Raw genomic sequence first — 26,435 nt, 5'->3', positions numbered from 1 at the left:
AACGGCCCCGCAACGGATACTCGTTGCGGGCCGTTCTGCGTCCCTCCCTCCAGCCCCCCGTCGAGTGCGTAGATAATCCACTTATGCGGGCGGGATAAGGCGATTATCTGACCACTCAGCGGAGGGTGTTTCAGTTCTTCGGGGCAAGTCCCGCAGCCCGGAGCGCCTCCGCCATCGCGCCGCTAGCCGCCGGCTTCGCCGCTGTCTCACCAGGGGTACGACGACGACGGTCGCCTCCTTCACCCCGGCCCTCACCACGGTGAGTTCCAGAGCCGCCAGAGCCGGAACGCATCCCGCCCGGCTTGGGCGCAACAGGGCGCTGAGTACCCGCACCCGCAACGGCACGGCCTCCCGCGCCGGGAGCGTCGTCGTCGAGCCGTAACGTCAGGGAGATGCGTTTGCGCTCGGGGTCCGCCTCGAGCACTTTCACCTTGACCACCTGGCCAGACTTCACAACCTCATGGGGGTCCCGGACGAACCTGTTCGCCATCGCGGACACGTGCACCAACCCGTCCTGATGAACGCCGACGTCAACAAAGGCCCCGAAGGCAGCCACATTCGTCACCACGCCGTCCATGACCATGCCGGGCCGCAGGTCGGAAATCTTCTCTACGTCAGCGAACTGCGCAGTCACGAACGCCGGCCGCGGATCACGTCCCGGTTTCTCCAACTCGGCGAGGATGTCCTGCAGGGTCGGCAACCCGAAGGTGTCATCCACGTACTGGGCCAGGTCGAGGGCCCGAAGCGAGCGACCGGCGTCGCGCACTATCCGCCGGGCCACGGGGTATGCCTCGGGGTGCACGCTGGAGGCGTCCAGCGGCTCCGCTCCCCCGGTGATGCGGAGGAACCCGGCGCACTGTTCGAAGGCTTTGGCACCGAGGCGCGGCACTTTCAGCAGATCGGCCCGGCGGGAAAACGGACCATGGGCATCGCGGTGCGCCACGATGTTCTCGCTCAACAGCGTCCCAACACCGGCTACGCGCGTCAGGAGCGAGGGAGACGCCGTGTTCACGTCCACTCCCACCGCGTTCACGCAGTCCTCGATCACTGCGTCCAACGAGCGCTCCAGCTTGGTTGGCGTGACGTCGTGCTGGTACTGGCCCACTCCAATGGACTTTGGATCGATCTTCACCAGTTCCGCCAGCGGATCCTGCAACCGCCGGGCGATGGATACCGCACCCCGCAGCGAAACGTCCATCCCGGGCAGTTCAGCGGACGCGAGCGCTGACGCCGAATACACCGACGCCCCGGCTTCCGACACGACCAGCTTGTGCAGCGTCCGGTCCGGCAGCTGCGACATCAGCTCAATGGCTAGTTTGTCCGTCTCGCGGGACGCCGTGCCGTTCCCGATCGCGATCAGTTCGACGTTGTGCTTCACCACCATGCGGGAGAGCACGGCGAGTGCATCGTCCCACTTCCTCGCCGGCGCGTGGGGGTAGATGGTGGAGGTTTCCAGGACCTTCCCGGTACCGTCCACCACAGCAACCTTTACTCCGGTCCGCAGTCCCGGATCCAGGCCGATCGTGGTCCGGCTGCCCGCAGGAGCTGCGAGCAACACATCGCGCAGGTTGGCTGCGAACACCCGGACCGCTTCGGTCTCGGCCTCCATGAACAGCCGTACGCGCAGGTCGATCGATAGCTTGGCCAACAACCGCCGCCACGCCTGCTGCACGGTCTGCATCAGCCATGCATCGGCTGGCCGCCCACGGTCGGCGACCCCCAGGAACGCAGCCACGGAGTTCTCGAACTTTCGGCGCGCGCGGAGAGCGTCGTCGTTCGATTCACCCTCGACCAGCGCCAACTGAAGCACGCCCTCCTTCTCTCCACGCAGCAGGGCCAGGACCCGGTGTGACGGCATGGCCGACGGCACCTGCGAGAAGTCGAAGTAGTCGGCAAACTTCTGGCCGTCAATTTCCTTGCCCGCCACCACCTGCGAGCGCAGCCGGCCCTGCTTCCAGAGCCGTTCGCGCAGGTTCTCGAGGAGGTCGGCGTCGAGCCCTACCCGCTCCACCAGGAGGGCCCTCGCTCCGGCGAGCGCTTCTTCGACGGTGGGAACGGCGTCATTCAGGTAGCGCGCCGCTTCGGTCACCGGGTCCCGCGACGGGTCTGAGAGCAAGGCTTCGGACAGCGGCTCAAGGCCCGCCTCCCGCGCGATCTGCGCTTTGGTGCGCCGCTTTGTCTTGAAAGGAAGGTAGATGTCCTCCAGACGGGCCTTGGTGGTAGCGCCCACGACGGCGGCACGCAGCTCGTCCGTGAGCTTGCCCTGCGCTTCGATCGCCTCGAGGACGGCCGCGCGCCGGTCCTGGAGTTCGCGCAGGTACCGTAGCCGCTCTTCGAGCTCGCGGAGCTGTGTGTCGTCCAGCGTTCCCGTGACTTCCTTGCGGTAGCGGGCGATGAAGGGGACGGTTGAGCCGGCGTCGAGGAGTTCGACGGCGGCCCTGACCTGCCAGGGCTGGACGCCGAGTTCCTCGGCAAGCTGGTCGAACAGGTCTGCTGGGGACGTACGTGGTGCAATCACGTACGTCATTGTTTCATCAAGCAGTTCTCACGCGCGCCGTGCGGGAGGCTTACCGGCTGTTGGTGTGGGACTTGCTGTACAGGCGGATGGTCAGGCCGGAGTCCACCATGAGCGTTTGGCCGGTGACCCCGCGGGCGGCGTCGGACAGGAGGAAGACTGCGGCGTCCCCCAGGTCGCGTCCCTCCATGAGCCGGTTGAGGACCTGGAAGTCGTTGACCTCGGCATCAACGAGTGCGCGCTGCTTCTCTGAGTATTCATGCGGCAGCCCGTGCCCGCCTTCGGAGGGCACGTAGGCGGGCGCCACCGCATTGCAGCGGATGCCGTCCACACCAAGGTCGATGGCGATCCCACGGGTCAGTCCCTCGACGGCCGCCTTGGCAGCGGCGTAGATGGCAAACCCCTCGGTGCTGGCGCTTCCGTGCACGGAGGAGACGTTGACGATGGAGCCGACCGCGTTCCGCGCCAACAACTGGCGGGCGAAGGCGCGGCTGGTGAGCCAGGTTCCGCGCACGTCGACGTCGTGGACGCGGTCGTATTCGGCAACCTCCACCTGGTGAAACGGTTTCACGAGGCCAATGCCGGCACTGTTGATGAGGCCGTCAACCGCCCCGGCTTCGGTGAAGATGCGGTCCACGTCTGCTTCGCTGGCGATGTCTCCGACCAGGCAGCGCACCTCCGGGAAGGTACCGGTGAGCCGTTCGGCGAACTCTGCGGAGAGGTCCACGCCGATGACCAGGGCTCCAGCCTCAAGAGCCGATTCGACCATTCCGCGGCCGATGCCAAGTCCACCGGCTCCCGTGATCAGGACGGTGCGGCCTTCGAGGGTGTTTTGCGCCATCCGAACAGCTTAGGCGCAGCTTTCGCGCTCTAATTGCACTATCAGGGGATGCGTTCCGGTGAATTCCTGGCCGTTCGTTGAATAGGCAACGGTGACGCCCTGGGCAGTGCCGGACTCGGCGCCCTCGTCGATAGCAACGGCGACCACCAGGTTCACGTACTCGTGGGTGGTGATGTTGTAGCCCTCAGCGGGGACCGGGACTACCGGCCCGGCAGGTTCAGCAGCTTCAGTTGGTTCTTCCGCGGCAGGTTCGGAGCTGTGCTCGCCATGGGCGCCGCCGTCGTCGCCGCCGTGGACCTTATGGTGGCCCTCGCGGTTAGCTGTCGAAACCTCAGCGTTGACCAGCGTGAGCCCCTTGGCGTCCTTCAGCGAGATGTCGTCGAACGTGAAGGTCTCGAGGGCCTCGTTGTGCACCAGGACGGTGAATTCCTGAAAGCCGACGGGTGGCTGCGAGGTGCAGAGGGTCGCGCCGTTCTCGGCGAGATTCAGGGGATCCTCACCGAAATCCTGCACAGCCTGTTCGGTGCGCTCGACCGCGCTTACATTCTGCTGGTCGCTCCGCGGCGAATTCACGTTCAGCGGGTTCTCTTCGACGCTCATGCAGCCGGTGCTGAGGATCGCCACGAGTAACGCGCTGCCGGTCAGTGCTGCCGCTCGAACTGCCACGTGTTCCACATCCTCTGGGTTGTCCCGCTGGTTCCGCCCCCACCCATGCCGGAGCGCGGCGGGAACTGCTTCCACCCTTTATTCGGAGACACACGCCACAGGGTTTGGTGCCTGGACCCACACCTCACTCGTACAGCACGTACTCCGGCTGCGGGGTGAGGGCGAGAACCTCCGCGGGAGTCATGAGCGGCCCCAACAACACGTCCTCCTCGAAGAAGAGCTTGAACCCTGCGCGCACGTTGGGAGAGAGGCCCGTCATCAGGACGTTGTAGGTGTCGATCTTGGCTCCGGGCGCGCCGATGCCGTCCACGCTCTTGATGACCTCGACCCCCTCGTACTTCCCGATAGCCGCTTCGTCGGAGACCACGCTCGCGGCGACCTGGTGGAAGACGAGCGGTTTCTGCGGAAGGTCATGCTCCGTAACCAGTCCGTCCAGATAGGCGGCGACGGCGGCGATCTCCCCGCCCGATGTATGCCCGTACGAGACGCCCGGAAGCTGCTCCGCGGTGATATCCCATTCCGGATCCAGTGCCACGCTGACGTCGGGCTCCTTCAGCCACTTCTCCAGCGAGCGCACTTCCTCCTCCATGCTCGAGCGGCCAGGCTGCACGTTCAAGAGCAGGATGCCCTTATGCCGGCGGGCGGCCTCGAGGTAGTCACCGATGATCTCATCCGAGGTCCTCGTCCGGTAAGCACCGTCCGCGCCGGGATCGGCCTGCACGACGACGGCGATCAGTTCCAGTACCGGCAAGACCTTCCTGTCAGCCGCATAATCGGCGCCAAGCTGCTCGATCTCGGCGACCCTCTCGTCGATATTGCCGATCCCCAACCGTCCCAGCGCCGCTGAGTAGGGGTGGCCGCTGAACCCCACCAGGCGGTACTCCGGGAAGAGGTCCACGCCGCCGCGTGGGAGCTCGGCGGGCTCCGGGGTGGGGCTTGGTGTCGGGCTGGGGCTTGGTGTGGCGCTTGGGCTTGGACTCGCGCTCGGTGTGGGCCTTCCCGAAGCCGACGACGACGATCCCGCGGACGGCGCGGAGGTCGCCTCCGCGCCTGTTGCGCCACCCGTCGTGGATCCGGAAGTATCCGGCGCAGGAGTGCAGCCGGCCATCAGCGCCACGGAAAGGAACGCACCCACGATTGCCGGTGCGGTGCGCACTCCGGTGAGGGGCCGTCGTCGTACGAACAAGTGCCAGGTCATGCCTCCACGCTACCCTCCCGGACTTCGCGGACCGGCATGTGCGGCTCGCCTGTTGAGTGCTCACATGATCCCTGTTGAGTGCTCATATAATCGGCGAATACAGCCGCCAGAAACCGATGATCTGCGCACTCAGCGCGGGCCGGGGAGCCGATCCTCAGCGTGCTTCGTATTGTGTTCAGTCAGCGGCTCACCTAACAATGAACTATGACAGTGCTGATGAGGTCCCTCGAAACCGCGGTCCCGACAACCGTGATGGTTCAGTCGCAGGTCCGTGATGTTTTCGCAGCGCAGCAGGGCCTCAATCGGCTGGGGAAGCGGCTGGTGACGGCGGCCTTCGACTCATCCGGGATCGAAACCCGCTACACCGCAGTTGAGGAATTGACCCTCGAACGGCACAACGAGACGCCAGTGTTTTTCGACTCCGACACCATGACCATCCTCAGCCCAGGCACCAAGGCCCGCAACGAGGTCTACGCGGAGCAGAGCACCAAGCTTTTCATCGAGGCGGCGCAGAAGGCTCTCGACTCTGCAACTGGGGTTCAGCCAACAGACATCACGCACGTCATCACCGTCTCCTGCACCGGGTTCTTCAACCCCGGACCGGACTACAAGATTGTGCGCGCACTTGGGCTGAACGCCTCCGCCCAGCGCTACCACCTCGGGTTCATGGGCTGTTATGCGGCGTTCCCGGCACTGCGCGCGGCGAAGTCCTTCTGCGAGGCTGATCCGGATGCCGTCGTTCTCGTGGTCAGTGCGGAACTGTGCTCGCTGCACGTCCGCTCATCGAATAATCCCGACACCATCGTGGGAACCTCACTCTTTGCCGACGGCGCAGCGGCCGCAGTGATCAGCGCGCGCACCGACTTCCCGGTGGCCACCCGCAGCATGCTCAGCCTCGACTTCTTCGAGACCACGCTGACCCCGGTCGGCGAGGAATCAATGGCGTGGAACATCGGCGACGAGGGCTTCGAGATGGTCCTTGGAACCTACGTCCCGCACATCATCGACGAACACATCGTCGGTGCGCTCGCACCCCTGCTTGAGCGGGACGAGTCCTTGATCGGCAAGGAATATGAGGAGATCGAGCACTGGGCCATCCACCCGGGTGGGCGCAGCATCCTCGACAAGGTCCAGGCCAAGCTCAAGCTCAGCGACAGCCAGTTGATTCCCGCCCGCGAGACCCTCCGCAACTACGGCAATATGAGCAGCGCCACCGTCATGTTCGTGCTCAAGCACATCCTCGACCAGCCCGCCGGGACGGAGAATGAGCGGATTTGTTCAATGGCGTTCGGGCCCGGCCTGACCGTCGAGACCGCCCTGCTGACCAAAATGGCAGCCTGAGTGGTGTTCCTCGCCCACCGGGACCCCACCGCCGTCGAGGAGATGGACAAACCGGGTTGTAACCCCGCCATGCTCGACCGCACGTATGCCCAGTTCCACCTGGTCAATCGGGCCGTGGCCGGCTGGCGCCGCACCTGGGTGAGGCACGTGCGGCCGGTGCTGTCGGCGTCGCGCACCAACACCCTGCTGGACATCGGCTCGGGCGGCGGCGACGTGCCCCGGGCTTTCGCGCGCTGGGCGCTGAAGGACGGGTTGAAGCTGGAGATCACGGCCATCGACCCCGACGAACGCGCCTTCGCGTATGCAACCCGCCAGCCAAGCGTGCCTGGGCTGATTTTTCGCCGCGCGTTCAGTTCCGAGCTAGTTGCCGAGGGGGCACAGTACGACGTCGTCACCTCCAACCACGTGCTGCATCACCTCAGTGCCGCTGAGCTGGGCGGGCTGCTGTCCGACTCGGAACGCTTGAGCACCCGACTTGCCCTGCACAGCGACATTGAGCGGACCGCGATTGGTTACCCGCTGTTCTCCCTGGGTACGCTCCCCCTGCGCGGCTCCTTCATCCGGGTGGACGGGCTCACCTCGATCCGTCGCAGTTACCGCGCAGGTGAACTGCGCGCCGCCGTGCCCGAGGGGTGGCGGGTTGAGCGGCAGTTCCCCTACCGGAACCTCGCGATTCGCGGTGCGGGACCCGCAGCCTGATGCCGGAGGTCGTCGTCGTTGGTGGAGGTCCCGTGGGGCTGTACGCGGCGATCCTGCTCGCCCAGGCCGACGTGGAAGTAGAGGTGCTGGAGCGACGGGCGCAGCGCAGCACGCACTCGCGCGCCATCGGCATCCACCCGCCGGCGCTGACTTCGCTCGAAGCGGCTGGAGTGGTCGGTGCGCTGATTTCCTCCGGCGTCCGCATCCCGGGCGGGGTGGCGCGAAGCCGGGGCCGTAAGGTTGCCGAGCTGTCCTTCGACTGCGTCCCCGGCCCGCACCCGTACGTGCTCGCGATCCCGCAGGAGCAGACTGAGCGGATACTCGCCGAACGCCTGGCCGAGCTTGCGCCGGATGCCCTGCGGCGTGGTGAAAGCGTTGAGTCCGTGCACGACCTCGGGGACGAGGTGCTCACGCTCACCTCGTCTGCTGCTGGCTCCCGGTCGCTGCGCTCGCGGCTGGTGATCGGCGCGGACGGTGCGCGGAGCATGGTGCGCGACGCCGTGGGAATTCGTGCGCCGATTCGACCTTACGCCGATGCCTACGTGATGGGCGACTTCGCGGATACCACCGGCGACGGCAGCACTGCCGCGCTCTACCTTGAGCCTGAGGGGATCGTTGAGTCCTTCCCGCTGCCAGGCTCGGTGCGGCGGTGGGTGGTGCGGATGCCCTCTTTGGTGCCCTCGCCAAGCGCTGAACTGGTGGCCGGGTTGGTGGCCTCGCGCACGGGAGTTCGGGTGGACCCAACCGGGAATACGATGCTGAGTTCCTTCGAGGTGCGCCGACGCATCGCTGACCGGTTTGTGCACGGGAGGGTGGCGTTGATCGGTGATGCTGCGCATGAGGTTTCGCCGATCGGCGGTCAGGGGATGAACCTTGGCTGGCTCGATGCCGAACAACTTGTGCCGTTAATTGTCGCGTCCCTGGCGGGCCGCCCAGTGGGCGCCCAGCTGCGCCGCTTCAACAGCGAACGACGCCGGGGGGCACTGGTCGCGTCACGCCAGGCCCACATCAACATGCTGCTTGGGCGCCCACTCCCCGCGCCGGTGCTCTCGGTGCGGAACCGGGTGCTGGGCAGGGTTGCGCGGGTTCCCGCCGTGCACGACGCCGTGGCCCGCACCTTCACGATGCACTAACCAGACGGACGCCTAAACCGGGCTTGGCGACCCGCGCCAGGACTCAGCGGGACTGAATCTGCGCCAGGAGCTGTTCGAACGGAAGGGTTGCCTGGGCACCCGGGCGGCGGCGCACCGTCGTCGTCGTTCCCGCGATCATGTCGGTGAGTTCCTTCGCGGCGCGGGCAACGCGCTGGTCGAGCGCTGGCTCGCCCTCGGACCCGGTTCCCCAATCTTCGGGGCCGGCGTAAACCGCCGTCGTGGCGACTCGTGCGCGCAGGTAGGTGAACAGTGGGCGCATGGCGTGCTCGAGCATCAGCGAGTGCCGGGCGCTGCCGCCGGTTGCCGCGATCACCACGGGCATGCCGTCGAGTGCAGTGTTGTCGACGACGTCGAAGAAGGACTTCAGCAGCCCACTGTAAGAGCCGGAAAACACGGGCGTGACCACGATCAAGGCATCGGCCTCGATGACTGATTTCAATGCCGCGGCGAGAGCGGGCGGAGCGAAACCGGTGATCAGGTTGTTCGCGACATCGACGGCAAGTTCGCGGAGCTCGATCGTGGAAACGTCAGCGAAAAGCCCAACGCTATCGAGTTCGCGCCGTGCTGCCCCGGCAAGCTGATCCGCCAGCATCCGGCTCGACGACGGCGTCCCCAGTCCACCCGATATGACTACTACTCGGCGCGTTTCCATTGCCCAGCCTCCAGTTCAGAACTTCATGCGTTTGCATCTAGTTGAACCGTGGATGGTGGGGATTCATTCCCGACTAGTGCTTCCGGCTAGTTTTCGCTGAGCGCGCTTTCCTTGTGCGCGGCCTGTTTGCCGGTCTTCTCGCTCTCGACGATGTAGTACGGCTCATCCTTCGAGGCATTGAACTTCTGGTCGTCGAAGGTAAACTCCTTGTCCTTTTTCTCGACCACCTTGCCGTGGGTCTTGCCCTGTGAGGTGTTCCAACTGACCTTCGTTCCTTTGCTGAATGACATGGGTCCAGCCTTGCACTGATCGATTACGGCGCGCCACCCCTGGTCGGACACAGGGAGCCAGACACGCATGCCGCCCGACCCACGGTTGCCCCACCGGAAGTAGGGGACGAGGTCGACGGCGAAGGACCGGCCCTGAGCGGGCGTCGCCGTGCCCGCGACGGGATACGGATCCGACGACGACGGCGGCTGCACCGCCGCGGTGCCGGTCACCTTCAGGACGCTGACGTCGCCAGGAACCAGCACCTCCGCTGCGCCTGTTTTCAGCTCACCCGCTGCCTCCAGCACCACGTCCTCGAGCACGACGCCGTCCGGCAGGCCGGTCTGCTCCAGGGCATACACGATGGGGCCCCGCGTGACCGCAAGGCAGCCGCGTACAGCGTCAATATGGGGATGCGGAGTACGGAGCCGGACCGGCATATCCAGCACCAGCTCAACCGTCCCGGGACCGACGTCCTCGAGACGCAGGTAGCCGCCCACCGGCTCCACCCGCTGCTCGACCCCGTTCAGGGACAGCACATGATGCTCGGCCCACCCCGGCAGGCGCAACGACAGCGACGGCACCTGTCCGGAGATCTTGAGGCGAATGTGCCCGTCGAACGGGTAACCCGTCAGGACGGTGACGGAACCTTGCGGGAGACGGATGTCGGCAGTTTCGTACAGGTGAAGGTGGAGGCCGCCGTCGTCGTCGGTGGTTGCCGCGTAGGCGTGCAGTGACGAGAGCAGGCGGGCCAGGTTGGGCGGACAGCAGGCGCAGTCGTACCAGGGTGCCCTGCGGGCGGGCGCCTGCTCGTGTTCCCCGTCCCGCTCGGAGCGCACCTGCAGCGGATTGGAGTAGAAGTAGTCGGTCCCCTCCGGTGAAGTGGAACCCGCGACAGCGTTGTACAGGGCCCGCTCAAGCTCGTCCGCGTACCGGGCCTCGCCGGTGATCAGGAGCATGCGCCAGTTGAACTGCACGCTGGAGATGGCCGCGCAGGTTTCGGAGTAGGCGCGGTCCGGCGGCAGTTCAAAGGGGTCACCGAACGCTTCGTCGCGGTGCCGGGAGCCGAGACCGCCGGTGATGTACATCTTGCGCAGGTGGACGTCGGACCAGATGCGCTTCAACGCCGAGAGCAGGTCCTCGTCGCCGTCCTCGGTGTACAGGTCCGCAACACCGGCCGCCAAATACAGCTGGCGCACCACGTGCCCGGTTGCGCCGGGCACCTCACGGACCGGCAGGTGGTCCTGGAAATACTGGTAGCCGAAGCGGTCCTCCCCTACGCTCTGGCGCCCACGGGCATCGACCATTCGGCGGGCCAGCTCCAGCCATCGCGTATCGCCCGTGTGCCGGTACAGCTCGACGAGTGCTGTCTCGATCTCCGGGTGCCCGCACACAGGCGGACGCCCGCCCGGCGGGAAGACGCGCTCCACGAGTTCGGCGAACCGGACACCGATCTCCAGCAGGTCCGTGCGGCGCTGAGTACGCGACCAGGCGATACCGGCTTGCAGCAGGTGCCCGAGGCAGTACAATTCGTGTCCCCACCGCAGGTCGGTGAACTGCCGCTCGGGCGTCCCGGCGTAGAAAGAGTTGAGGTAACCGTCCTCCTGCTGGGCGCGGGCAAGCAGTTCCACGGTCTCGTCCACGAACGGCAGCAGTTCCGTGATGTCGCTCCGGCCTGCTTCCCATCCGACAGCCTCAAGGACCTTGTAGATGTCGGAATCGGCGAAGTGGAAGCCCTTGAATTCAGATGATGCCTCGCCCTCCCTCGCTGCTACGGCGGCACGCATGTTCGGTAGCGCGCCGCCCTCCCCAAGGTGCGTGATGCAGTGCTGGAGGCCCGCGGTGCGGTTGGTCCGTTGCCAGGAGCCGAGCATGCCGTCCGGTGCGAAGGTGACGGCGTTGAAGCCGAGGGGGCTGAGTGCCAGCCGGGCGCGCGTGCGTGGCGCGACGGGGGCAACAGCGGCGGGTGCAACACCGGCGGGTGCAACACCGGCGGTTTCAGATGTCATGGGCTGTTCCTAGTCCCAGCGCGCCGTCGGCCAGCCATCTTCCCACATCAGGGGAACCAGACCGAGCCGGAAGGCGCCGTCAAGTGCTTCATCGTAGTAGTGGAAAGCCAGCAGGTCACCGGACACCGACTGACCACCCGGCCCCACGCGTGGGCCATCACTTGCGAGCAATGGCGTGCCGCCATCCTCGAGCATGGGCACGCCGTCCCGGTCCAGGTATGGGCCTTCGATGTCAGCGGAGCGACCGACCGCCATGTTGTAGGTGCTTTCGAGGCCCTTGCAGCAGAAGTCCTTCGAAATGAAGAGGTAGTAGTAGTTGTCCTGGGCAAGAAGGTAGGGTGCCTCGATGGCGTTCGGCGGTGACTGCCGGTCGGCTATGGTCACAGGCTCGGGGGCGCCATCGGCGAGGAGCCCCGACGGCCATTGAAGTTCCACGAGCTGCAGGCCTCCCCAGAAGGAGCCGAAGCTCATCCAGGGGGTGCCGGCGTCGTCCTCCACGATGCCGGGGTCGATCGCGTTGAAGTTCTCCCCGGCCGAGGACAGAACCTCGCCCCGGTCAACCCATTCGTAGGCGGGATCCTCCGGGTCCAGCGTGGTGTTCGTTGCAAGGGCGATCACCGAGTCGTTACTCCCGAACGTGGACGCCGAGTAGTAGAGGTACCAGGTGCCCTCATGCTCGAAAAGCTCCGGCGCCCACAGATTATCGACCCCGGGAACCGCCTCGGTGAGCCACTCCGGCTTTTCCTGCCATACCTCGCCGGCATATTCCCAGTGTTCACCGTCTTCCGAGCGACGTACCTGGATGTTGCCGTCCGCAACCTGGCCGTCGCCGGTTGAGTAGACGAACCAGTCGCCTGATCCGGCGACGAGCGCCGGATCATGGGTGAAGTAGTCGCCGCTCAGCTCCCGCTCCCCTGCAGGCGGCGCGGCGCAGCCCACCATCCCGAGCGCCAGGGCAATCAGGACGGCGGGCCATGCCGCTGCGCGAAATGTCATTAGCCGAGGGCAATCGCTGACCAGGAAACCGGCGGCAGCGACACGGTGAGGATGCCGTCGTCGAGCACCGCGCCCTGAAGCTGCTTCAAGCCCACTCGATCCTGGTCCTCACGGGTGTTCCTGGCGTAGACGTCCTCATCGTGAAGCGTGACGGCCTCGGTAATCACTCCCGCACCAAGATCCCTCACATCGATCGAAACATCGATCGAGTCGGTCTGGCTGCGGTTGACCAGGAACAGGGCCGAACTTCCGGCGTCGACCGTGGCCACGGCGTCAACCAGCGGCGCCTCACCGTAGACCTTTGTCGAGTACGTGCCGGCGTTGATCTGCGGACGAAGCACCTCGCCCTTCGCCAGCCGCGAGGTGACGGAGAAAGGGAAGAAGGTGGTCTGGCGCCAGGTATCGCCGCCGGGCTCTGTCATGATCGGCGCGATGACGTTGACCAGCTGGGCAAGCGAGGCGGAGGCCACGCGGTCGTGGTTCTTCAGCAGCGTGATCAGCAGGTTCCCGAAGACCACCGCGTCGGCAACCGAGTAGGTGTCCTCGAGCTGGCGCGGGGCCACACGCCACTCGTCATTGACCTCTTCCGATGCCTGGTGCTCGTCGAGGTACCAGATGTTCCACTCGTCGAAGGAGAGCTGGATAGTCTTCTTGCTTTTGAGCTTGTGCTTCACGTGGTCCGCGGTGGCCACCACGGTCTCGATGAAGTACTGCATGTCCAGCGAGGATGCGAGGTAGGAGTCGAGATCACCGTTGCGCTCCTGGTAGTAGGCGTGGCAGGAGATGTAGTCCACATAGTCGTAGCTCTGCTCCAGAACCACGCGCTCCCACTCACCGAAGGTTGGCATGGAGGATCCGGAAGACCCGCATACAACCAGCTCCAGGTCCTTGTCCGCCGTCTTCATAGCGGACGCGGTCCGGGCTGCGATCTTTCCGTAGTCCTCAGCGGACATGTGCCCGATCTGCCAGGGGCCGTCCATCTCGTTTCCGAGGCACCACATGCGGATGTTGTAGGGTTCCTTGGCTCCGTTGGCGATGCGCTGGTCACTAAGCGCGGTGCCGGAGGGGTGGTTGGTGTACTCAAGGAGGTCCAAGGCAGCTTCAATGCCGCGGGTGCCGAGGTTGACGGCCATCATGAGCTCGGAGCCTGTCAGCTTGCACCATCGCGCGAACTCGTCGAGGCCCACCTGGTTGGTCTCGATCGAGTGCCACGCGAGGTCGCGGCGGACCGGGCGTTGCTCGCGGGGGCCGACTCCGTCTTCCCACCGGTAGCCGGACACGAAGTTTCCGCCGGGATAGCGGATGGTCGTGGAGCCAAGTTCCCGTACGAGTTCGACGACGTCCATGCGGAATCCGTCTTCATTGGCTGTCGGGTGGCCGGGTTCGTAGATGCCGTCATATACGCAGCGGCCGAGGTGCTCAACGAAGGAGCCGAAAATCCTGCGGCTGACAGGCGCAACAACGGCTGTCCGGTCAACGCGGATTGTGGTCGGCGCCTCCACGGGAAGGTCGTTGTCTTCGGCGGGTGTCGTGGCCGCCGACGAATCAGGCGTGGTGGTGGTGGTCACGGGGGTTCCTATCTATCAGGGTGGTCTGTGCGGAGTTCGATTGCGGTGAAGATCAGGCTTCGGTGAGCTGGCGCGGCCTCCCGATGTGCAGAGGGCGCGTGGCCTCGCCGTCGTTCCGGGCGAGGGTGTCCAGCCGGTGGCCGATGACGAGGCCGGAAACGAGCAGCGGCAGCGACGCACCCACGAGCGGAAGGAGTGCGTTGACACCGCTGAGTAGAATTACCACTCCGGCTATCGACACCAGCCAGGCGAGCGTCATTCCGGGCGATGCCAGCGGAAGCACCAGCGCGTAGCGCCAGGTGCGGCGCACCGTATCGCGGTGGCGGGAGCAGATTACGACGGCGGCACCCGCGGATACAGCCAGTGCTGCGGAGACGACGACGGCGACTGCACTGAGCGCGAAGTGCAGAGCGGTTGCAACGTGAGGAAGGTTGACTGCGTTCATCACGGCGAGCAGTCCAGCGAGAGCGAACAGGCTGCCTACTTTGTTCGCGTGGACGAACTGGACGCGATAGGCGGTCATGAAATCTCCAACCAATCGGTCACCAGGGTCACCGGCGCGAAGACGCGCAAGCAGCACCGTTGTGGCGACTGCACTTGGGAAGATCCCGAAGACTCCCAGTCCGGCCAGCGTTCCGGCCAGGAACAGGAGGTTCAGGAAGACCAGCTTCATGAGGAAGCGCAGCCATTCCATGAGGCGGCCAGCCCAACCCGGGGTTTCATTCTGCATTGTCAGTCTCCCTGGGTTCCGGCGTAAACCACGCCGTGCTCGTCGATTCCACTGAACGACAGCGCCGCCCGGTTCCGTGAGAAGTCCCACGAGCCAAACACCACAGCATCCAGTTGAGCGTCAAAGTCGGCTCCGGCTACGGTGAGGCGCACCTGCCGCGCCTCGCCGGCGGAAGTGACGCCGCCGTCGTCGTGCACCGTTGCGGTCCGGGCTTCCACGAGTTGAGTGGATTCCGGGGCGAAACGGATGACGCGCCACGCGCCGCTGATTGAAGCCCGCGCGGGAAGGGTTTCGCGCTCCGACCCTGCATAGGGCTGCGGCGAAACGACCGGCCAGCCACCCTCGGTGGTGAAAACCCGCCGAAGCTGAACCATGTGCTGAGTCGGATCGTCCCCGAACCTGACGTGGTGCACCATGAACTGTTCTTCGCGCGATTGATCAGTCGCCGGCACAGTGAGGATCGAGTTGTGGCCGGGCGCCAGCCAGGCAGTATCTCCCAGGAACCGATAGCTGCCCAGGATCTTCGTACCGACAGCATGCGGGACTCCGTCAACGTCGGTCATTTCGGAACCATTCGCATCGAGGTAAGGTCCTGTTATTTCGTCCGCCACCGCAACGCGCACGTTATAGGTGCTGAAGAGGGAATCGTAGGACACAAAGAGGGCGTAACGGTCATCTTCCGGCCTGTACTGAACGAAGGCCCCCTCGATGGCGCGGTCGACGTCAGTGTGCCGACGGGCTATGCACGTACCAAGGTCGCCCTCCGAGAGCGCGAACCCGGTTCCGGCGTCCAGGCGTAGCGTATGGATGCCTGAGAAGAAGGAGCCGTAGGTCAGCCAGGGCCCCCCCTGGCGGTCGAAAGTGACGGCGGCGTCGATTGCGTTCTGCGTATCCCGGCCCGAGAGCGTACGCACCACGAGACCGCGGTCCTCCCATGGCCCTGCCGGGCTGTCCGCAACCGCAAGTCCGATCGCCGACGTGCTGGAACCAAAGGTGGAAGCCGAGTAGTACATGTGCCATCGCGCTCTGCCCCCGGTAACCGGCCAACGCACCACCTCAGGCGCCCACAGGCCTTTAGCGCCACTCCATTGGGCAGCCGGACCCGGTACGCCGTCCAGTGCGGTGCCGCGGTAAGTCCACTCAATGAGGTCTGCGGACGTGCGTATATGAACCCCGGCCGGGATATTGCGGGAATTGGCAACCGAGTCGGTGGAGAACATGTAGTAGATGCCGTCGTCTCCCCTCACCACTGTGGGATCATGTGCATGGCGGGCGCCCCAGGTCTCCGATCCCGGTGTCGTATCGGGTTGCAGGCTGTCCATTACCGACATGGGTTATCCCTTGGCTCCGGTGAGAGCGATCGACTCGATGATCTGCCGCTGGAAGACAATGAACACAATCAATACAGGCAGCAGGGCAACAAAGGACGCAGCCATGATCAGGGGGTAGTCGGTCTGGATCGCATACTGGGCGTTGAAGTTCGCTATCACCAACTGCAGGGTCTGCACCTCGGGTGAATTCAAGTAGATGATGGGCGCAAGATAGTCGTTCCATACAGCCATGAACCAGAGGATGAACTGGGCGGCGATCGCCGGCTTGATGATCGGGAAGATCAGTCGGAAGAAGATTTGAAGGAAGGATGCGCCGTCAATCCGCGCCGCTTCAATGATCGAGTCCGGCACTGAGGACAGATACTGACGCAGGAAGAAGATCATGATGATGTTTCCGAAAATGAACGGCACGATCAGCGGGAGCAGAGTATCCACCCAGCCGATGGACGCGAACATGGTGAATTGCGGAATCATCAGGGTGGGGAACGGAACCATGAGGGCTGCGAGCAGGCTCAGGAAGATGACGTTCTTGAACGGCATCCGCATTTTGGCGAACGCGAAGGCCGCAAGCGCCGAGAACAGGGTACCGACGATCGTCACTGTGCAGGCCACAATCAGAGAGTTCTGGATGCCGCTAAGCAGCGGTCCTGCAGACCAGATCCGCAGGTAGTTCTCCCAGACGAAGGGATCCGGAATCCACTGCGGCGGCAGGGCGAAAACCCCGTCACGAGTTTTCAACGACGTGGAGAACGTCCAGAGCAGTGGTGCAACCATTACGACTGCTCCGACCGATAGCACGATCGTCACAATCATGTTGCCGAGGCGATGACGTCTCTCGGTGGGGGATGAAGAGGTTCGTGAAGCGGGACCTCTGTCGGTGCCGGTTGATGCGCCGCTGGGAAGGCGTTGCTCGGGTTTCAGCGGGGGCGGTGAGGGAAGGACGCGTTGGGAGGACATGGTGACCTGCCTCAGTCAATCGAGAATTGGTTGCGGCGGTTGAGCCGGAATTGGATGAAGGTAATAAGGAACACCATGAGGCCCAGCACTATTGACATCGCGGAGGCGTAGCCCATTTGCAAGTTGTCGAAAGCCTTCTGCCAGATGTACCAAACGATGGTGGCGGAGGAGAATTCGGGGCCACCGGTGGGGGTCATGATGTTGATTTCCACGAAGACCTGGGACCCACCGATGACGCTGGTAACCACCAGGAAGAACGTGACCGGGCGAACCATGGGGACGGTGATGTACCGGAACCGTTGCCAGGCGCCTGCACCGTCGAGGGCCGCTGCTTCGTAGAGGTGGCGGGGCACCGATTGGAGGGCGGCGAGATAGAGGAGCATCGAAAATCCCAGGCCCTTCCAGATTGCCATGATGATCAACGCCGGCTTTACGGTACTGGTGTCCTGAAGCCAGTTCGGCCCGTCGATGCCTACCAGGGCGAGGATCTGGTTGATCAGCCCGAAGTCGCCGTTGAACGCCCACTGCCACAGGATGGCTACCGCAGCGATCGAGGAGATCACAGGAACGTAGTAGATAGTGCGGAAGAAGGTGGAGCCGCGCATCTTCCGGTTCATCGCCAGGGCCAGGGCCAGGGAGATCACAAGCCCGACAGGGATACCCAGCATCAGGAAGAACGTGTTGTAAATGGCCTCCAGGAAGTACGGATCCTGAACCATGGTGATGTAGTTGTCCAGACCGCTGAATACTGGAGCTGTGAGGCCATTCCAGTCGGTGAATGATGCATAGACGGAGAACAGCATCGGGTAGAGGGTGAACAGCAGAAACCCGATAACCGGCAGGGCAACGAACGCCAGCGCGGTCAGGTGTTCCTGCCGGTGGAGCCGGGATCGGCGCGTGGTGGTGGTGGACATCAGAGATCCTCGTTGATTCAGGAGCGTGGGGTTCGCCGGCACGGGCCCGGCTGGAGGGGTGCCGCGGCTGGCCTATGCGCGGCCGCGGCACCCGGATCTTGTCAGCTTGGAGTAGCCGGCGACCTAGCCGCCGATGCCTGCCTGCTGGTTCGCCGAATCAAGGAACTTCTGCATCTTGGGCTGCGCTTCCTTCACATATTCGGCGGCGGTCTTCTTGCCATCCAGCACAGGCTGGATATTGGTGAAGAACTCGTCATACCACTCGGCGTTGTAGGTCAGTTCGCTCGGGAGCGGGCGACCGTACTCGCGGACAACCTGAAGAAACTCCTCCTTGTTGGCGGGCTTGATGCTGTCGTCGCTCGCCCACTCCTCGGCCATGTCTTCAAGGTTGGGGATCTGGACGCCCGCATCCGTCAGTGTCTGCTGCGCCTCTTCGTTACCGGAGAGGTAAGTGACGAGTTTCGCCGCTTCCTCCGGGTGTTCGCTGGCGTTGGACACCGCGATGCCGAGGGTGCCCGTGTAGGTGGCCGGCTCACCCGTCGCGCCGACCGGATACGGGATCAGGTCGTACTCGAACGGGAGTTCCTCATACGTGGCAAGGTCCCAGGGGCCTACGGGGAAGAAACCAATCTCTCCCTTCATCCACCGCTGGTAGGTATCAAGCGTCTGCGCTTCGCCTGCCGATGGGGTGACTTTGTGTTCGTTCTGCAGGTCCGCGAACCACTGGAGCGCTTCGGTGAACTCCGGGGTGTCGATGGTGACCTGGGTGCGGTCATCGTTCAGCCAGGAACCGCCGTTCGACCAGACAAAGGCGGGAAGGTTCCAGACTACGTTGAGGCCAGTACCCCACTGATCCAACTTGCCGTCACCGTTGTTGTCCTTGGTGAGCTGTTTGGCTACTTCAACGAACTCTTCCATGGTGTAGGGCTTTTCAGGATCGGGAAGCGGGATGCCAGCTTCCTCGAACATCGTCTTGTTATAGCCGAATGAGAACGGGCCCACGTCTTTAGGCAATGCATAGATGGCGCCCTGGCCGCTAAGTTCTCCATCGAAGCGGTAGCTGTCCACGCCATAATCCCAGATGTTGTCCAGGTCGATGTTCTGAGATCCTTCGACCTGCTCAGTGATGTCCTTGACGATCCCGTTCTTCGCGTACGCCTGGACTTCTCCGGGGCTGATGTAGAAGACGTCGGGAATCTGCCGGCCCGAGATGGCCGCCTTGAGCTTGGTGCTGTACTGGTCAGCGGTGGTCTGGATCATTTCGACCTCGACACCATTGTCCTTCTCGAATTGCGCGACAGCCTGCTCGTAGGCCTTTTTGTCATCGGGCCCGCCACGGTACATGAAGGTGAGCGTTTTTTGGCCGTCGTCGCCTCCACCTGCAGCCGCGGCGCACCCGCTGAGCAGGAAACTGGCGGCTGCTGCAGCAGCGATGGTCTTGGCGATGGTACGTGACTTCATCATCACGTGGTCCTTCCGGTAAGGGGTTGCGGGTGAACCAGGTCAGCTGTGTGAACAATGATTTACAACGTCTATTACAACGTTGCAAAGAAGAATGGCATAGATCACATCCGGCGTCAACAGGTATCTGAAACGAACGGTCTTCAGCAAACAGACCAGAAAGTTCCTTGACGGCGCGGATCAGGACGTGTCACATTTGCAACGTTGTAATCAACCTCTTTCCGTCGAAAGGACCGTGATAATGAAGTCACGACCGCCGCATGGCCAACTCCGCTCACGCTTCGCCAGGGCAGCAGCAGCCCTCGGAATCAGCGCGGGGCTTATTTTAACCGGCGCCGTCACTGCCCCGGCAATCCACGCAACAAGTACCCAAAACACTCCCCAGACATGGAGCGGGAAGGGCACGCCGTTCACCGAGGACCGGTTAGGCGGAAAATCAGTAGTGGGCGAGACTGCGCCCATCCACGACCCTGCCCTGATCATCGACGACGACGGCACCTGGTACGTCTACTCCACTGGCCTCGTCAACAGGGAGAACGGCGGAACTATCCAGATCTGGTCCTCGCACGATGAAGGCACCACCTGGGAGTTTACCGGGACCGTGTGGGACCAGATACCAACCTGGATCGATGAACATTTCTCCGACGGCGAGCTTCCCGGCAATCTCTGGGCGCCCGAGATCTATGAGAACAACGGCACCTACTACCTGTACTACTCTGCATCGCGCTTCGGCGGAAACAACTCACTCACGGCGCTGGCCACCAACACCACCCTCAACCCGGACGATCCCGATTACGAATGGGTTGACCAGGGTTTAGTGGTCTCTTCACCTGCAACCGGCCTTGACCCGAACGATCCGGACAAGACGTTCAATGCCATCGACGCCGGCATCGTGGAAGGGGAGGACGGTGAGCCGTACATGGCTATCGGCTCCTTCTGGTACGGCATTTTCCTTGTGCCGATCGAATGGCCCAGCGGTAAACCCATTGAGAACTGGCAGTCCCAAACGGTCAACATCGCGGACCGCTTCATGCCGGGCAACCCCATTGAAGCTCCCTACATCACCAAGAACGGCGACTATTACTACCTCTTCGTTTCGTTCGATTCCTGCTGCCGCGGCGGCGACTCCACCTACAAGATCGCGGTAGGCAGGTCGAAGTCGGTCTAAGGTCCATACCTCGACAAGGATGGACGCGACATGTTCGGCGGTGGGGGCACGGTGGTGCTGGACGCGCACGGCGCCATCACCGGCCCAGGCGGCCAGTCCGTCTTCGACGACTATCTCGCCTTCCACTACTACGACGGCGCCAATGAGGACATTCCCTACTTCCCCACGCTCGGCCTCCAAAAGATCAACTGGGTGGACGGCTGGCCCGAGTTCAACCAGACCGTTGACCTTCCTGCGGTGACGCAGCCACCTCAGGCGGATGCCGCCGCAGTTGGCGGGAAGGTGTCTTTCCGCGCGGAAGCGACGGGCGTTCCTGCGCCGGTTGCCCAGTGGGAAACGTCTGCTGACGGCGGCGTTACCTGGCAGCGCGTAACTCAACAACCCCGGACGATCAACGCGGAAAACAACCATCGGCGGTCTCAACTGGTGATGAAGAATCTGAGCGCAGAACAGGACGGATTGCTGGTACGGGCTGTGTTCTCAAACGCGCACGGAACCGCCGCAACCGAGCCCGTCGCGGTGGACGTCCGCGCAATGGGTGCCAGCCGCCGCTGACCCTAATGCGAGGCCCGGCGCTGAAAGCCCGACAACGCGATATTCTGCCGGTGGGACACGTTGCTGCGTGTCCCACCGGTTCCGATGTGAAGAGGACTTCTACAATGGCGGCAACCCTGCATGATGTGGCCCAGGTGGCCGGGGTGTCGTTCAAGACGGTGTCCAATGTCATCAACCATCACCCGAACGTCCGGCCAGCCACGCGCGAGCGCGTCGAAAAGGCTATAGCGGAATTGGGGTACCGCCCGAATCTCACTGCCCGCAGCCTCCGTTCCGGCCAGACAGGCGCAATCACCCTCGCTGTCCCCCAGCTCCGCCTGCCGTACTTTGCCGAACTGGCCGACGCCGTCATCAGCGCTGCGGAGGCCCGTGGACTGGTGGTGCTTATCGAGCAAACCAGCGGTGAACGCGACCGTGAGCTTGACGTGCTCAGAAGCCCCCGTCTGCGGATGTCAGACGGTCTGATTTTCAGTCCGTTGGGCCTCGGCGAGGAGGACGCCTCGCTGGTTACCGCGGAGGTGCCTATTGTGCTGCTCGGCGAACGGATTTTCTCAGGCAACTGCGACCACGTAACCATGCAGAACGTTGAGGGTGCCCGAGCCGCGACCGAACACCTGCTGGACACCGGAAGGCGGCGCATCGCCGTCGTCGGCGCCCACGAGGGTGAGATCATCGGCTCCGCCGGTCTCCGTCTCAAGGGGTACCGTGAAGCGCTGGAAGCGCGCGGAATGGAGTACGACGACGACCTGGTTGCCTATGTTGGCACCTGGCATCGCGCCAACGGCGCCGAAGCGATGCACGACCTGCTTGATCGCGGTGTGCAGTTCGATGCAGTTTTCGGGTTCAATGACACTCTGGCGCAGGGCGCTATGCGCGTACTGCAGGAGGCAGGGCGCCGCGTTCCCTCCGACGTCGCCGTGATCGGGTTCGACGACCTCGATGAAACCCGCTACTCCCTGCCCACGCTCAGCAGCGTCAATCCCGGGCGTGAGGAGATCGCGGAGACCGCAATCAAAGTACTGATGGAACGAATCAAGAATCCGTCCGGCCCAGCGCCGCGCGAGATCCTGACGCAGTTTCAGGTGATGGCGCGAGAGTCGACGGCGGTCATCTAGAAGCGGCGGTCTGTCCCGAAGATCCGCTCGACAATGGCCGCTGCCGGCCCCGGCTCAGCTGACGCGAATCCCGTCCCCGCCCAGAAGTGGGCCACCTCCGGGTCACCCTTGGAGATTGCAGCCGCCCGCAGAGGCGCGGTCAGGTGATGAACCTGCGGATAACCGGTCGGCGCGTTTGCGTGTTCGGAGATGAACCGGTTCGTCAGACCGCGCGCCACGCGACCTGTGTACGCCCGGGTCAGCGACGTGCCGGCAAACTGACTCATCGCCGAGCGATGCAGCGGATTGGTACCCGCTTCATCGGCGAGCAGCAACGCGGTTCCCACCTGCACAGCGTCAGCGCTCTGAGCGAGCAAGCGTACGACGTCGTCCGGTGTGGACACTCCCCCGCCCACCACGAGCGGCACACCGGTGAGCGCCCGCACAGCCGCCAGGGTCGCGGAGAGCGGCTGGTCAGTCGGCTCGGCCTGCTGATCGAACGTGCCGCGGTGACCACCGGCGTCGGGCCCCTGGATGGCAAGCGTGCCTGCCCCCCGTGCGACGGCGAGCGCGGCCTCTGCGGGGGTTGTCACGGTGGCAACGGTGAGGATTCCGGCCTCGGCGAGCATCGCGAACACGCTCGCCTCGGGGCATCCGAACGTGAAGGACACCACTGCAGGGCGCAGGGACTGGACGACGTCGAGCTTGGCCAGCCAGCCGTCGTCGTCGGCTTTCGGAACGCCCGGCTCAACGGCGAGCCGGGAAGCGTCGGCGAGCAGCGATACCCGGTAGGCATCCAGTGCAGCGGTGTCAGGGCGGTGATCGTCAGGCACGAACAGGTTCACTCCAACCGGCCCGCTGGTCAAACTGCTCACCCGCTCCAGTTGCCGCTCAAGGTCCTCTGGCGAACGATATCCGGCCGCCAGGAATCCAAGTCCGCCGGCGTTCGTGACCGCAGCGGCAAGCTCCGGCGTGGATGGACCGCCCGCCATGGGCGCGCCGACAATCGGCCGGTCGAGATCACGCAGATCGAACACCGTCCTCCTCCCTGGAGCCTTGCGGGCACCAGTTACAGGTGCGTGGGCGCGAACAACCTCAACAGTGTTTCGACGACGACGACGTTCGGCCCCTCGGCCGCGAAGCTTGCCTCGAGCGCCTCCCGCACATTCTCCGGTGCAACCCGGACAGCGGGCACTCCGAATGACTCAGCCAGGAGCACGAAGTCCGGACGGGTCAGCTCGGTGGCTGTGGCCTTGCCGAATGCGCCTTCCATGTATTCGCGGAGGATGCCGTAGCCGCCGTCGTCGACAATCAGCCACGTCACCGGCAGGTTGTGCTGCCGCGCAGTGGCGAGTTCCGCGATGGAGTACATCGCCGAGCCGTCGCCCGACACAGCCAGCACGCGGGCAGCCTGGCCCTTGGACGCGAGGCCTACGGATCCGCCGATCGCCCCGGGGAAACCGTAGCCGAGCCCGCCTGCACCCTGCGCGGAGTGGAACTCGCCGTTCCGTGAGTCCCAGCAGCTCCAACCCCAGTACGCGGCGATGGTCATGTCCCAGAAGGTCTGCATGTCCGACGGCGCCGCCTCCCGGATGTCCGCCATGAACGTGCGTTCCTTCGCGAGATCCTGCGAATCGAGGCGCGCACGCACCTTCGCGAGGGTCTCAGCGACAAGTGTGCGTGGATCGTATTCGCCAGTTCGGGGCTCGACGGCGGTCAACGCCTCGTCGAGCGCGGCGAGGGCCTGGCCCGCATCTGCCCGGATGCCGAGGGCGGGTCGGTTCGATTCGAGCACCCGCGGTTCGGCGTCGATCTGGATGATGCGGCCGCGCGGCTCCAGCGTGAAGTAGTTGGAGGTCACTTCACCTAGGGAGGAGCCGATGACCAGCAGCACGTCGGCGTCCTCAAGCACCTCGGTCACGTATCGGTCTTCAACCCAGGACTGCAGTGAGAGTTCGTGGTTCCAGGGGAAAGCACCGTTGCCGCCTGGCGAGCACAGCACGGGTGCGTCGAGCTTCTCCGCGAGGGACAGCAGGTAATTCTCGGCTTTGCCGCGGCGGGTTCCACCGCCGGCCACAATCGCAGGGCGCTTCGCCTCGGACAGCCACTTGACCGCTTCACGGACCAGTTCCACCCGGGGCGGGTTGTCGAACGGCTCGGCGAGCGCATCCTCAACCTCGGGCACCATCACGGGATCCAGCAGCACGTTCTGCGGAACCTCGATCCAGACGGGACCCTGTGGAGACGAGACCGCTTCCGTCCAGGCGTCCTGGATGGCGGAGGGGATGCCGGAAGCGTGCTGGATCAGGCGCTGGCTCTTCGTGACGTTGGCGGCGGAGGCCTTCTGGTCGTCGAGCTGGTGCAGCATGCCCTTGCGCCGCGCGCCCAGTCCTTCGAGCGGGATCTGGCTGGCGATGACCACCATCGGCACGCCGGTGGCGTAGGCCTCCTGCAGGCCGGCGAGTGAGGTGAGCGCACCCGGGCCGGTTGAGAGGAACAGGACGCCGACCTCACCGGTGGCGCGCGAGAAGCCGTCTGCAGCGAAGGCTGAGTTGTTCTCCACCCGCGAGGAAACGAACTGGAGGTTGGACCGGGAAAGCGCGTCGAACAGGCCGAGCGCGTGCTGGCCTGGAATGCCGAACACTGTGGTTGCACCGAGCGCGCTCAGCGTCTCGATGACCAGGTCGCCACCGTTGCGCTGGTCGGTGACCGGCTGCGGGGGTACTGTTGCGGCGCTGTCAGTGGACTGCATCAGCTGTCCTTTCCGGTTTCAGTGGGAGCTTCGTTTTCGGTGGAGTTCGTAGTTGAGAGCCCGTCGGCCATCAGGCTCACCAGGTCATACGCTACGTGCGAGGCGGCCACACCGGTGATTTCAGCGTGATCATAGGCGGGAGCAACTTCAACGACGTCGGCTCCCACCAGGTTCATTCCCCGCAGCCCGCGGAGGATTTCAAGCAGTTCACGGCTTGTGATGCCGCCTGCTTCCGGGGTTCCGGTGCCCGGAGCGTGTGCGGGGTCAAGCACGTCGATATCGATCGAAACGTAAAGCGGGCGGTTCCCGATCCGGTCGCGGAGTTTGGCCACGACCTCATCGACACCCTGCCGGAACACGTCCGAGGAAGTGACGATGCCAAACCCGAACCGGCGGTCATCCTCGAGGTCCTTGACGCCGTAAAGCGGTCCGCGGGTGCCGACGTGCGAGATAGCTTCAGTGTCGAGGATGCCTTCCTCAACAGCTCGGCGGAATGGCGTGCCGTGCGTGTATTCAGCGCCGAAGTAGGTGTCCCAGGTGTCGAGGTGCGCATCGAAGTGGAGCAGCGCAACCGGCTCACCGGCGCGTTGGGAGGCAGCCCGGAGCAGCGGCAACGCGATGGTGTGGTCACCGCCGAGAGTGACCAGGCGGGCGCCGTCGTTCGTCAGGTCCAGCGCGTTCTGCTGGACGGTCTCGATCGCCTCGTTGATGTTGAACGGGTTGACGGCCATGTCGCCGGCGTCGGCTACCTGCACGCGCTCGAAGGGTGAGATATCCATGGCCGGGTTGTACGGCCGCAGCAGGCGCGAGGCTTCGCGGACATGGTTGGCCCCGAAACGCGCCCCTGGGCGGTAGGAGACGCCCGAGTCAAAGGGAACACCGACGACGGCGATGTCCGCCTTATCGACCTGATCCAGCCGGGGAAGCCTGGCGAAAGTGGCCGCACCCGCGTAGCGCGGGATTCGGGCCGAGTCGATCGGCCCCAGCTTGCCGCCTGCCGTAACGCGCAGCTCTTCCATCTGTGTCTCCCTTATTTCGCGGCGCCGGTGATGCTTCGGCACAGTTGCCTAATAGGCATCAAGTGTTTCTTCAAAGGCTAATTGTGGTGGGCGTCTCAGTCAAGGCAGACATGCTGGACGGGGTCGGCTAGCCTGACCTTCATGGCCACCGTCCACGACCCCCGAGTTGACGACTACATCAACGCGCTTCCCCACTGGCAGCAGGCTGTGTGCCGTGAAGTCCGCGACCTTGTGCACGCTGCAGATCCTGACGTTGAGGAAACCATCAAGCGCACCGTTCAGCCCTACTTTGTACTGCAGGGCAACATTTGCGCTTTCCTCACCACCAAGGACCACCTGAACGTTTTCCTTTACGACGGCGCAATGGTGCCCGATCCTGAGGGCATCATCACCGCGGGACACGAGAACAAGACGGCGCGGACCGTCGCGTTCCATGAGGGAGACCCGGTCAATGCTCCTGCCCTCCTCGCAATGTTCAGGCAGATAATCGCGAACAACCGGGCAGGCGGTTGGCGGAAACTGAAGAAGGCGGGCTCCGAAGTTTAGGT

General features: G+C 64.2%; 23 protein-coding genes. 7 read left to right on the top strand and 16 right to left on the bottom strand.

Features of this window, described 5'->3' with window-relative positions; genetic code table 11:
- Positions 1–130: 130 nt before the first annotated feature.
- From ACWA1U_RS07700 to ACWA1U_RS07685, 4 genes are all read right to left on the bottom strand, one after another.
- Complete coding sequence (locus tag ACWA1U_RS07700) at positions 131–2,527, bottom strand: Tex family protein (RefSeq protein WP_463724741.1); 2,397 nt, start codon at positions 2,525–2,527, stop codon at positions 131–133.
- Between the two features lie 40 nt (positions 2,528–2,567).
- The gene (locus tag ACWA1U_RS07695; RefSeq protein ID WP_463724740.1) at positions 2,568–3,356 is read right to left on the bottom strand and encodes an SDR family NAD(P)-dependent oxidoreductase; all 789 of its coding nucleotides are present in this window, start codon (positions 3,354–3,356) and stop codon (positions 2,568–2,570) included.
- 9 nt (positions 3,357–3,365) lie between these two features.
- Positions 3,366–4,022 carry a hypothetical protein gene (locus ACWA1U_RS07690; protein ID WP_463724739.1) on the bottom strand — a complete coding sequence of 219 codons (657 nt, stop codon included), beginning with the start codon at positions 4,020–4,022 and terminating at the stop codon, positions 3,366–3,368.
- A 124-nt stretch (positions 4,023–4,146) separates the two neighbouring features.
- On the bottom strand, positions 4,147–5,220 hold the full coding sequence (locus tag ACWA1U_RS07685) for a hypothetical protein (protein WP_463724738.1): 1,074 nt from the start codon (positions 5,218–5,220) through the stop codon (positions 4,147–4,149).
- Positions 5,221–5,424: 204 nt separating this feature from the next.
- On the opposite strand from ACWA1U_RS07685, the gene ACWA1U_RS07680 reads away from it, so the two are divergent.
- The 3 genes from ACWA1U_RS07680 to ACWA1U_RS07670 are packed head-to-tail and all read left to right on the top strand — an operon-like array spanning position 5,425 to position 8,393.
- Complete coding sequence (locus ACWA1U_RS07680) at positions 5,425–6,561, top strand: type III polyketide synthase (RefSeq protein WP_463724737.1); 1,137 nt, start codon at positions 5,425–5,427, stop codon at positions 6,559–6,561.
- Positions 6,562–7,260: a class I SAM-dependent methyltransferase gene (locus tag ACWA1U_RS07675; RefSeq protein WP_463724736.1), complete on the top strand. Its 699-nt coding sequence runs from the start codon at positions 6,562–6,564 to the stop codon at positions 7,258–7,260.
- Positions 7,260–8,393: an FAD-dependent oxidoreductase gene (locus ACWA1U_RS07670; RefSeq protein ID WP_463724735.1), complete on the top strand. Its 1,134-nt coding sequence runs from the start codon at positions 7,260–7,262 to the stop codon at positions 8,391–8,393. Before ACWA1U_RS07675 ends, ACWA1U_RS07670 begins: the two co-directional genes overlap by 1 nt.
- A 43-nt stretch (positions 8,394–8,436) precedes the next feature.
- Here ACWA1U_RS07670 and ACWA1U_RS07665 read toward each other — a convergent pair whose 3' ends face one another.
- The 9 genes from ACWA1U_RS07665 to ACWA1U_RS07625 all read right to left on the bottom strand — a co-directional run bounded on the left by ACWA1U_RS07665 (position 8,437) and on the right by ACWA1U_RS07625 (position 19,302).
- Positions 8,437–9,066 (bottom strand): FMN reductase, encoded by a 630-nt coding sequence (locus ACWA1U_RS07665; RefSeq protein ID WP_463724734.1) that lies wholly within the window; start codon positions 9,064–9,066, stop codon positions 8,437–8,439.
- An 86-nt stretch (positions 9,067–9,152) separates the two neighbouring features.
- Complete coding sequence (locus tag ACWA1U_RS07660; protein ID WP_463724733.1) at positions 9,153–11,342, bottom strand: HVA1 family protein; 2,190 nt, start codon at positions 11,340–11,342, stop codon at positions 9,153–9,155.
- 9 nt (positions 11,343–11,351) lie between these two features.
- Complete coding sequence (locus ACWA1U_RS07655) at positions 11,352–12,338, bottom strand: arabinan endo-1,5-alpha-L-arabinosidase (protein WP_463724732.1); 987 nt, start codon at positions 12,336–12,338, stop codon at positions 11,352–11,354.
- The gene (arfA, locus tag ACWA1U_RS07650; protein WP_463724969.1) at positions 12,338–13,840 is read right to left on the bottom strand and encodes an arabinosylfuranosidase ArfA; all 1,503 of its coding nucleotides are present in this window, start codon (positions 13,838–13,840) and stop codon (positions 12,338–12,340) included. The genes ACWA1U_RS07655 and arfA overlap by 1 nt, the downstream gene beginning before the upstream one ends.
- 118 nt (positions 13,841–13,958) lie before the next feature.
- Entirely contained in the window at positions 13,959–14,636 is a 678-nt protein-coding gene (locus ACWA1U_RS07645; protein WP_463724731.1) for a YesL family protein, read from the bottom strand.
- 2 nt (positions 14,637–14,638) lie between these two features.
- Positions 14,639–15,967 carry an arabinan endo-1,5-alpha-L-arabinosidase gene (locus ACWA1U_RS07640; RefSeq protein ID WP_463724730.1) on the bottom strand — a complete coding sequence of 443 codons (1,329 nt, stop codon included), beginning with the start codon at positions 15,965–15,967 and terminating at the stop codon, positions 14,639–14,641.
- A gap of 3 nt (positions 15,968–15,970) precedes the next feature.
- Positions 15,971–16,741, bottom strand: a complete 771-nt coding sequence (locus ACWA1U_RS07635; RefSeq protein ID WP_463724729.1) for a carbohydrate ABC transporter permease — start codon at positions 16,739–16,741, stop codon at positions 15,971–15,973.
- 194 nt (positions 16,742–16,935) lie between these two features.
- Positions 16,936–17,838, bottom strand: a complete 903-nt coding sequence (locus tag ACWA1U_RS07630) for a carbohydrate ABC transporter permease (protein ID WP_463724728.1) — start codon at positions 17,836–17,838, stop codon at positions 16,936–16,938.
- Positions 17,839–17,961: 123 nt separating this feature from the next.
- Positions 17,962–19,302 (bottom strand): ABC transporter substrate-binding protein, encoded by a 1,341-nt coding sequence (locus ACWA1U_RS07625; protein WP_463724727.1) that lies wholly within the window; start codon positions 19,300–19,302, stop codon positions 17,962–17,964.
- A gap of 238 nt (positions 19,303–19,540) precedes the next feature.
- Between ACWA1U_RS07625 and ACWA1U_RS07620 the strand changes: the two genes are divergently transcribed.
- The 3 genes from ACWA1U_RS07620 to ACWA1U_RS07610 all read left to right on the top strand — a co-directional run bounded on the left by ACWA1U_RS07620 (position 19,541) and on the right by ACWA1U_RS07610 (position 22,137).
- Complete coding sequence (locus tag ACWA1U_RS07620) at positions 19,541–20,467, top strand: arabinan endo-1,5-alpha-L-arabinosidase (RefSeq protein ID WP_463724726.1); 927 nt, start codon at positions 19,541–19,543, stop codon at positions 20,465–20,467.
- Between the two features lie 30 nt (positions 20,468–20,497).
- Positions 20,498–21,022 (top strand): immunoglobulin domain-containing family protein, encoded by a 525-nt coding sequence (locus ACWA1U_RS07615; protein ID WP_463724725.1) that lies wholly within the window; start codon positions 20,498–20,500, stop codon positions 21,020–21,022.
- A 104-nt stretch (positions 21,023–21,126) separates the two neighbouring features.
- Positions 21,127–22,137, top strand: a complete 1,011-nt coding sequence (locus ACWA1U_RS07610) for a LacI family DNA-binding transcriptional regulator (RefSeq protein WP_463724724.1) — start codon at positions 21,127–21,129, stop codon at positions 22,135–22,137.
- Here ACWA1U_RS07610 and ACWA1U_RS07605 read toward each other — a convergent pair.
- From ACWA1U_RS07605 to speB, 3 genes are read right to left on the bottom strand one after another with little or no spacing between them, the layout of a single operon-like run.
- On the bottom strand, positions 22,134–23,153 hold the full coding sequence (locus tag ACWA1U_RS07605; RefSeq protein WP_463724723.1) for a nitronate monooxygenase: 1,020 nt from the start codon (positions 23,151–23,153) through the stop codon (positions 22,134–22,136). The genes ACWA1U_RS07610 and ACWA1U_RS07605 overlap by 4 nt on opposite strands.
- Positions 23,154–23,185: 32 nt before the next feature.
- Positions 23,186–24,868: a thiamine pyrophosphate-binding protein gene (locus ACWA1U_RS07600; RefSeq protein ID WP_463724722.1), complete on the bottom strand. Its 1,683-nt coding sequence runs from the start codon at positions 24,866–24,868 to the stop codon at positions 23,186–23,188.
- A complete protein-coding gene (gene speB / locus ACWA1U_RS07595; protein ID WP_463724721.1) occupies positions 24,868–25,887 on the bottom strand; it encodes an agmatinase in 1,020 nt (339 codons plus the stop codon). The genes ACWA1U_RS07600 and speB overlap by 1 nt, the downstream gene beginning before the upstream one ends.
- A 141-nt stretch (positions 25,888–26,028) precedes the next feature.
- On the opposite strand from speB, the gene ACWA1U_RS07590 reads away from it, so the two are divergent.
- Entirely contained in the window at positions 26,029–26,433 is a 405-nt protein-coding gene (locus tag ACWA1U_RS07590) for a DUF1801 domain-containing protein (RefSeq protein WP_463724720.1), read from the top strand.
- Positions 26,434–26,435 lie beyond the last annotated feature (2 nt).

It is taken from the genome of Arthrobacter sp. TRD_SC_6 (assembly GCF_055361185.1).
This window is presented reverse-complemented; position numbering and strand designations above follow the sequence as displayed.

What these genes read in the sequence shown, in the direction of transcription:
- ACWA1U_RS07685 (WP_463724738.1), bottom strand. Translation starts at nt 5,220, where the DNA reads ATGACCTGGCACTTGTTCGTACGACGACGGCCCCTCACCGGAGTGCGC.
- ACWA1U_RS07615 (WP_463724725.1), top strand. Translation starts at nt 20,498, where the DNA reads ATGTTCGGCGGTGGGGGCACGGTGGTGCTGGACGCGCACGGCGCCATC.
- ACWA1U_RS07680 (WP_463724737.1), top strand. Translation starts at nt 5,425, where the DNA reads ATGACAGTGCTGATGAGGTCCCTCGAAACCGCGGTCCCGACAACCGTG.
- ACWA1U_RS07590 (WP_463724720.1), top strand. Translation starts at nt 26,029, where the DNA reads ATGGCCACCGTCCACGACCCCCGAGTTGACGACTACATCAACGCGCTT.
- ACWA1U_RS07700 (WP_463724741.1), bottom strand. Translation starts at nt 2,527, where the DNA reads ATGACGTACGTGATTGCACCACGTACGTCCCCAGCAGACCTGTTCGAC.
- ACWA1U_RS07660 (WP_463724733.1), bottom strand. Translation starts at nt 11,342, where the DNA reads ATGACATCTGAAACCGCCGGTGTTGCACCCGCCGGTGTTGCACCCGCC.
- ACWA1U_RS07625 (WP_463724727.1), bottom strand. Translation starts at nt 19,302, where the DNA reads ATGATGAAGTCACGTACCATCGCCAAGACCATCGCTGCTGCAGCAGCC.
- ACWA1U_RS07620 (WP_463724726.1), top strand. Translation starts at nt 19,541, where the DNA reads ATGAAGTCACGACCGCCGCATGGCCAACTCCGCTCACGCTTCGCCAGG.
- ACWA1U_RS07610 (WP_463724724.1), top strand. Translation starts at nt 21,127, where the DNA reads ATGGCGGCAACCCTGCATGATGTGGCCCAGGTGGCCGGGGTGTCGTTC.
- ACWA1U_RS07640 (WP_463724730.1), bottom strand. Translation starts at nt 15,967, where the DNA reads ATGTCGGTAATGGACAGCCTGCAACCCGATACGACACCGGGATCGGAG.
- ACWA1U_RS07635 (WP_463724729.1), bottom strand. Translation starts at nt 16,741, where the DNA reads ATGGTTGCACCACTGCTCTGGACGTTCTCCACGTCGTTGAAAACTCGT.
- ACWA1U_RS07600 (WP_463724722.1), bottom strand. Translation starts at nt 24,868, where the DNA reads ATGCAGTCCACTGACAGCGCCGCAACAGTACCCCCGCAGCCGGTCACC.
- ACWA1U_RS07630 (WP_463724728.1), bottom strand. Translation starts at nt 17,838, where the DNA reads ATGTCCACCACCACCACGCGCCGATCCCGGCTCCACCGGCAGGAACAC.
- speB (WP_463724721.1), bottom strand. Translation starts at nt 25,887, where the DNA reads ATGGAAGAGCTGCGCGTTACGGCAGGCGGCAAGCTGGGGCCGATCGAC.
- ACWA1U_RS07665 (WP_463724734.1), bottom strand. Translation starts at nt 9,066, where the DNA reads ATGGAAACGCGCCGAGTAGTAGTCATATCGGGTGGACTGGGGACGCCG.
- ACWA1U_RS07670 (WP_463724735.1), top strand. Translation starts at nt 7,260, where the DNA reads ATGCCGGAGGTCGTCGTCGTTGGTGGAGGTCCCGTGGGGCTGTACGCG.
- ACWA1U_RS07695 (WP_463724740.1), bottom strand. Translation starts at nt 3,356, where the DNA reads ATGGCGCAAAACACCCTCGAAGGCCGCACCGTCCTGATCACGGGAGCC.
- ACWA1U_RS07655 (WP_463724732.1), bottom strand. Translation starts at nt 12,338, where the DNA reads ATGACATTTCGCGCAGCGGCATGGCCCGCCGTCCTGATTGCCCTGGCG.
- ACWA1U_RS07645 (WP_463724731.1), bottom strand. Translation starts at nt 14,636, where the DNA reads ATGCAGAATGAAACCCCGGGTTGGGCTGGCCGCCTCATGGAATGGCTG.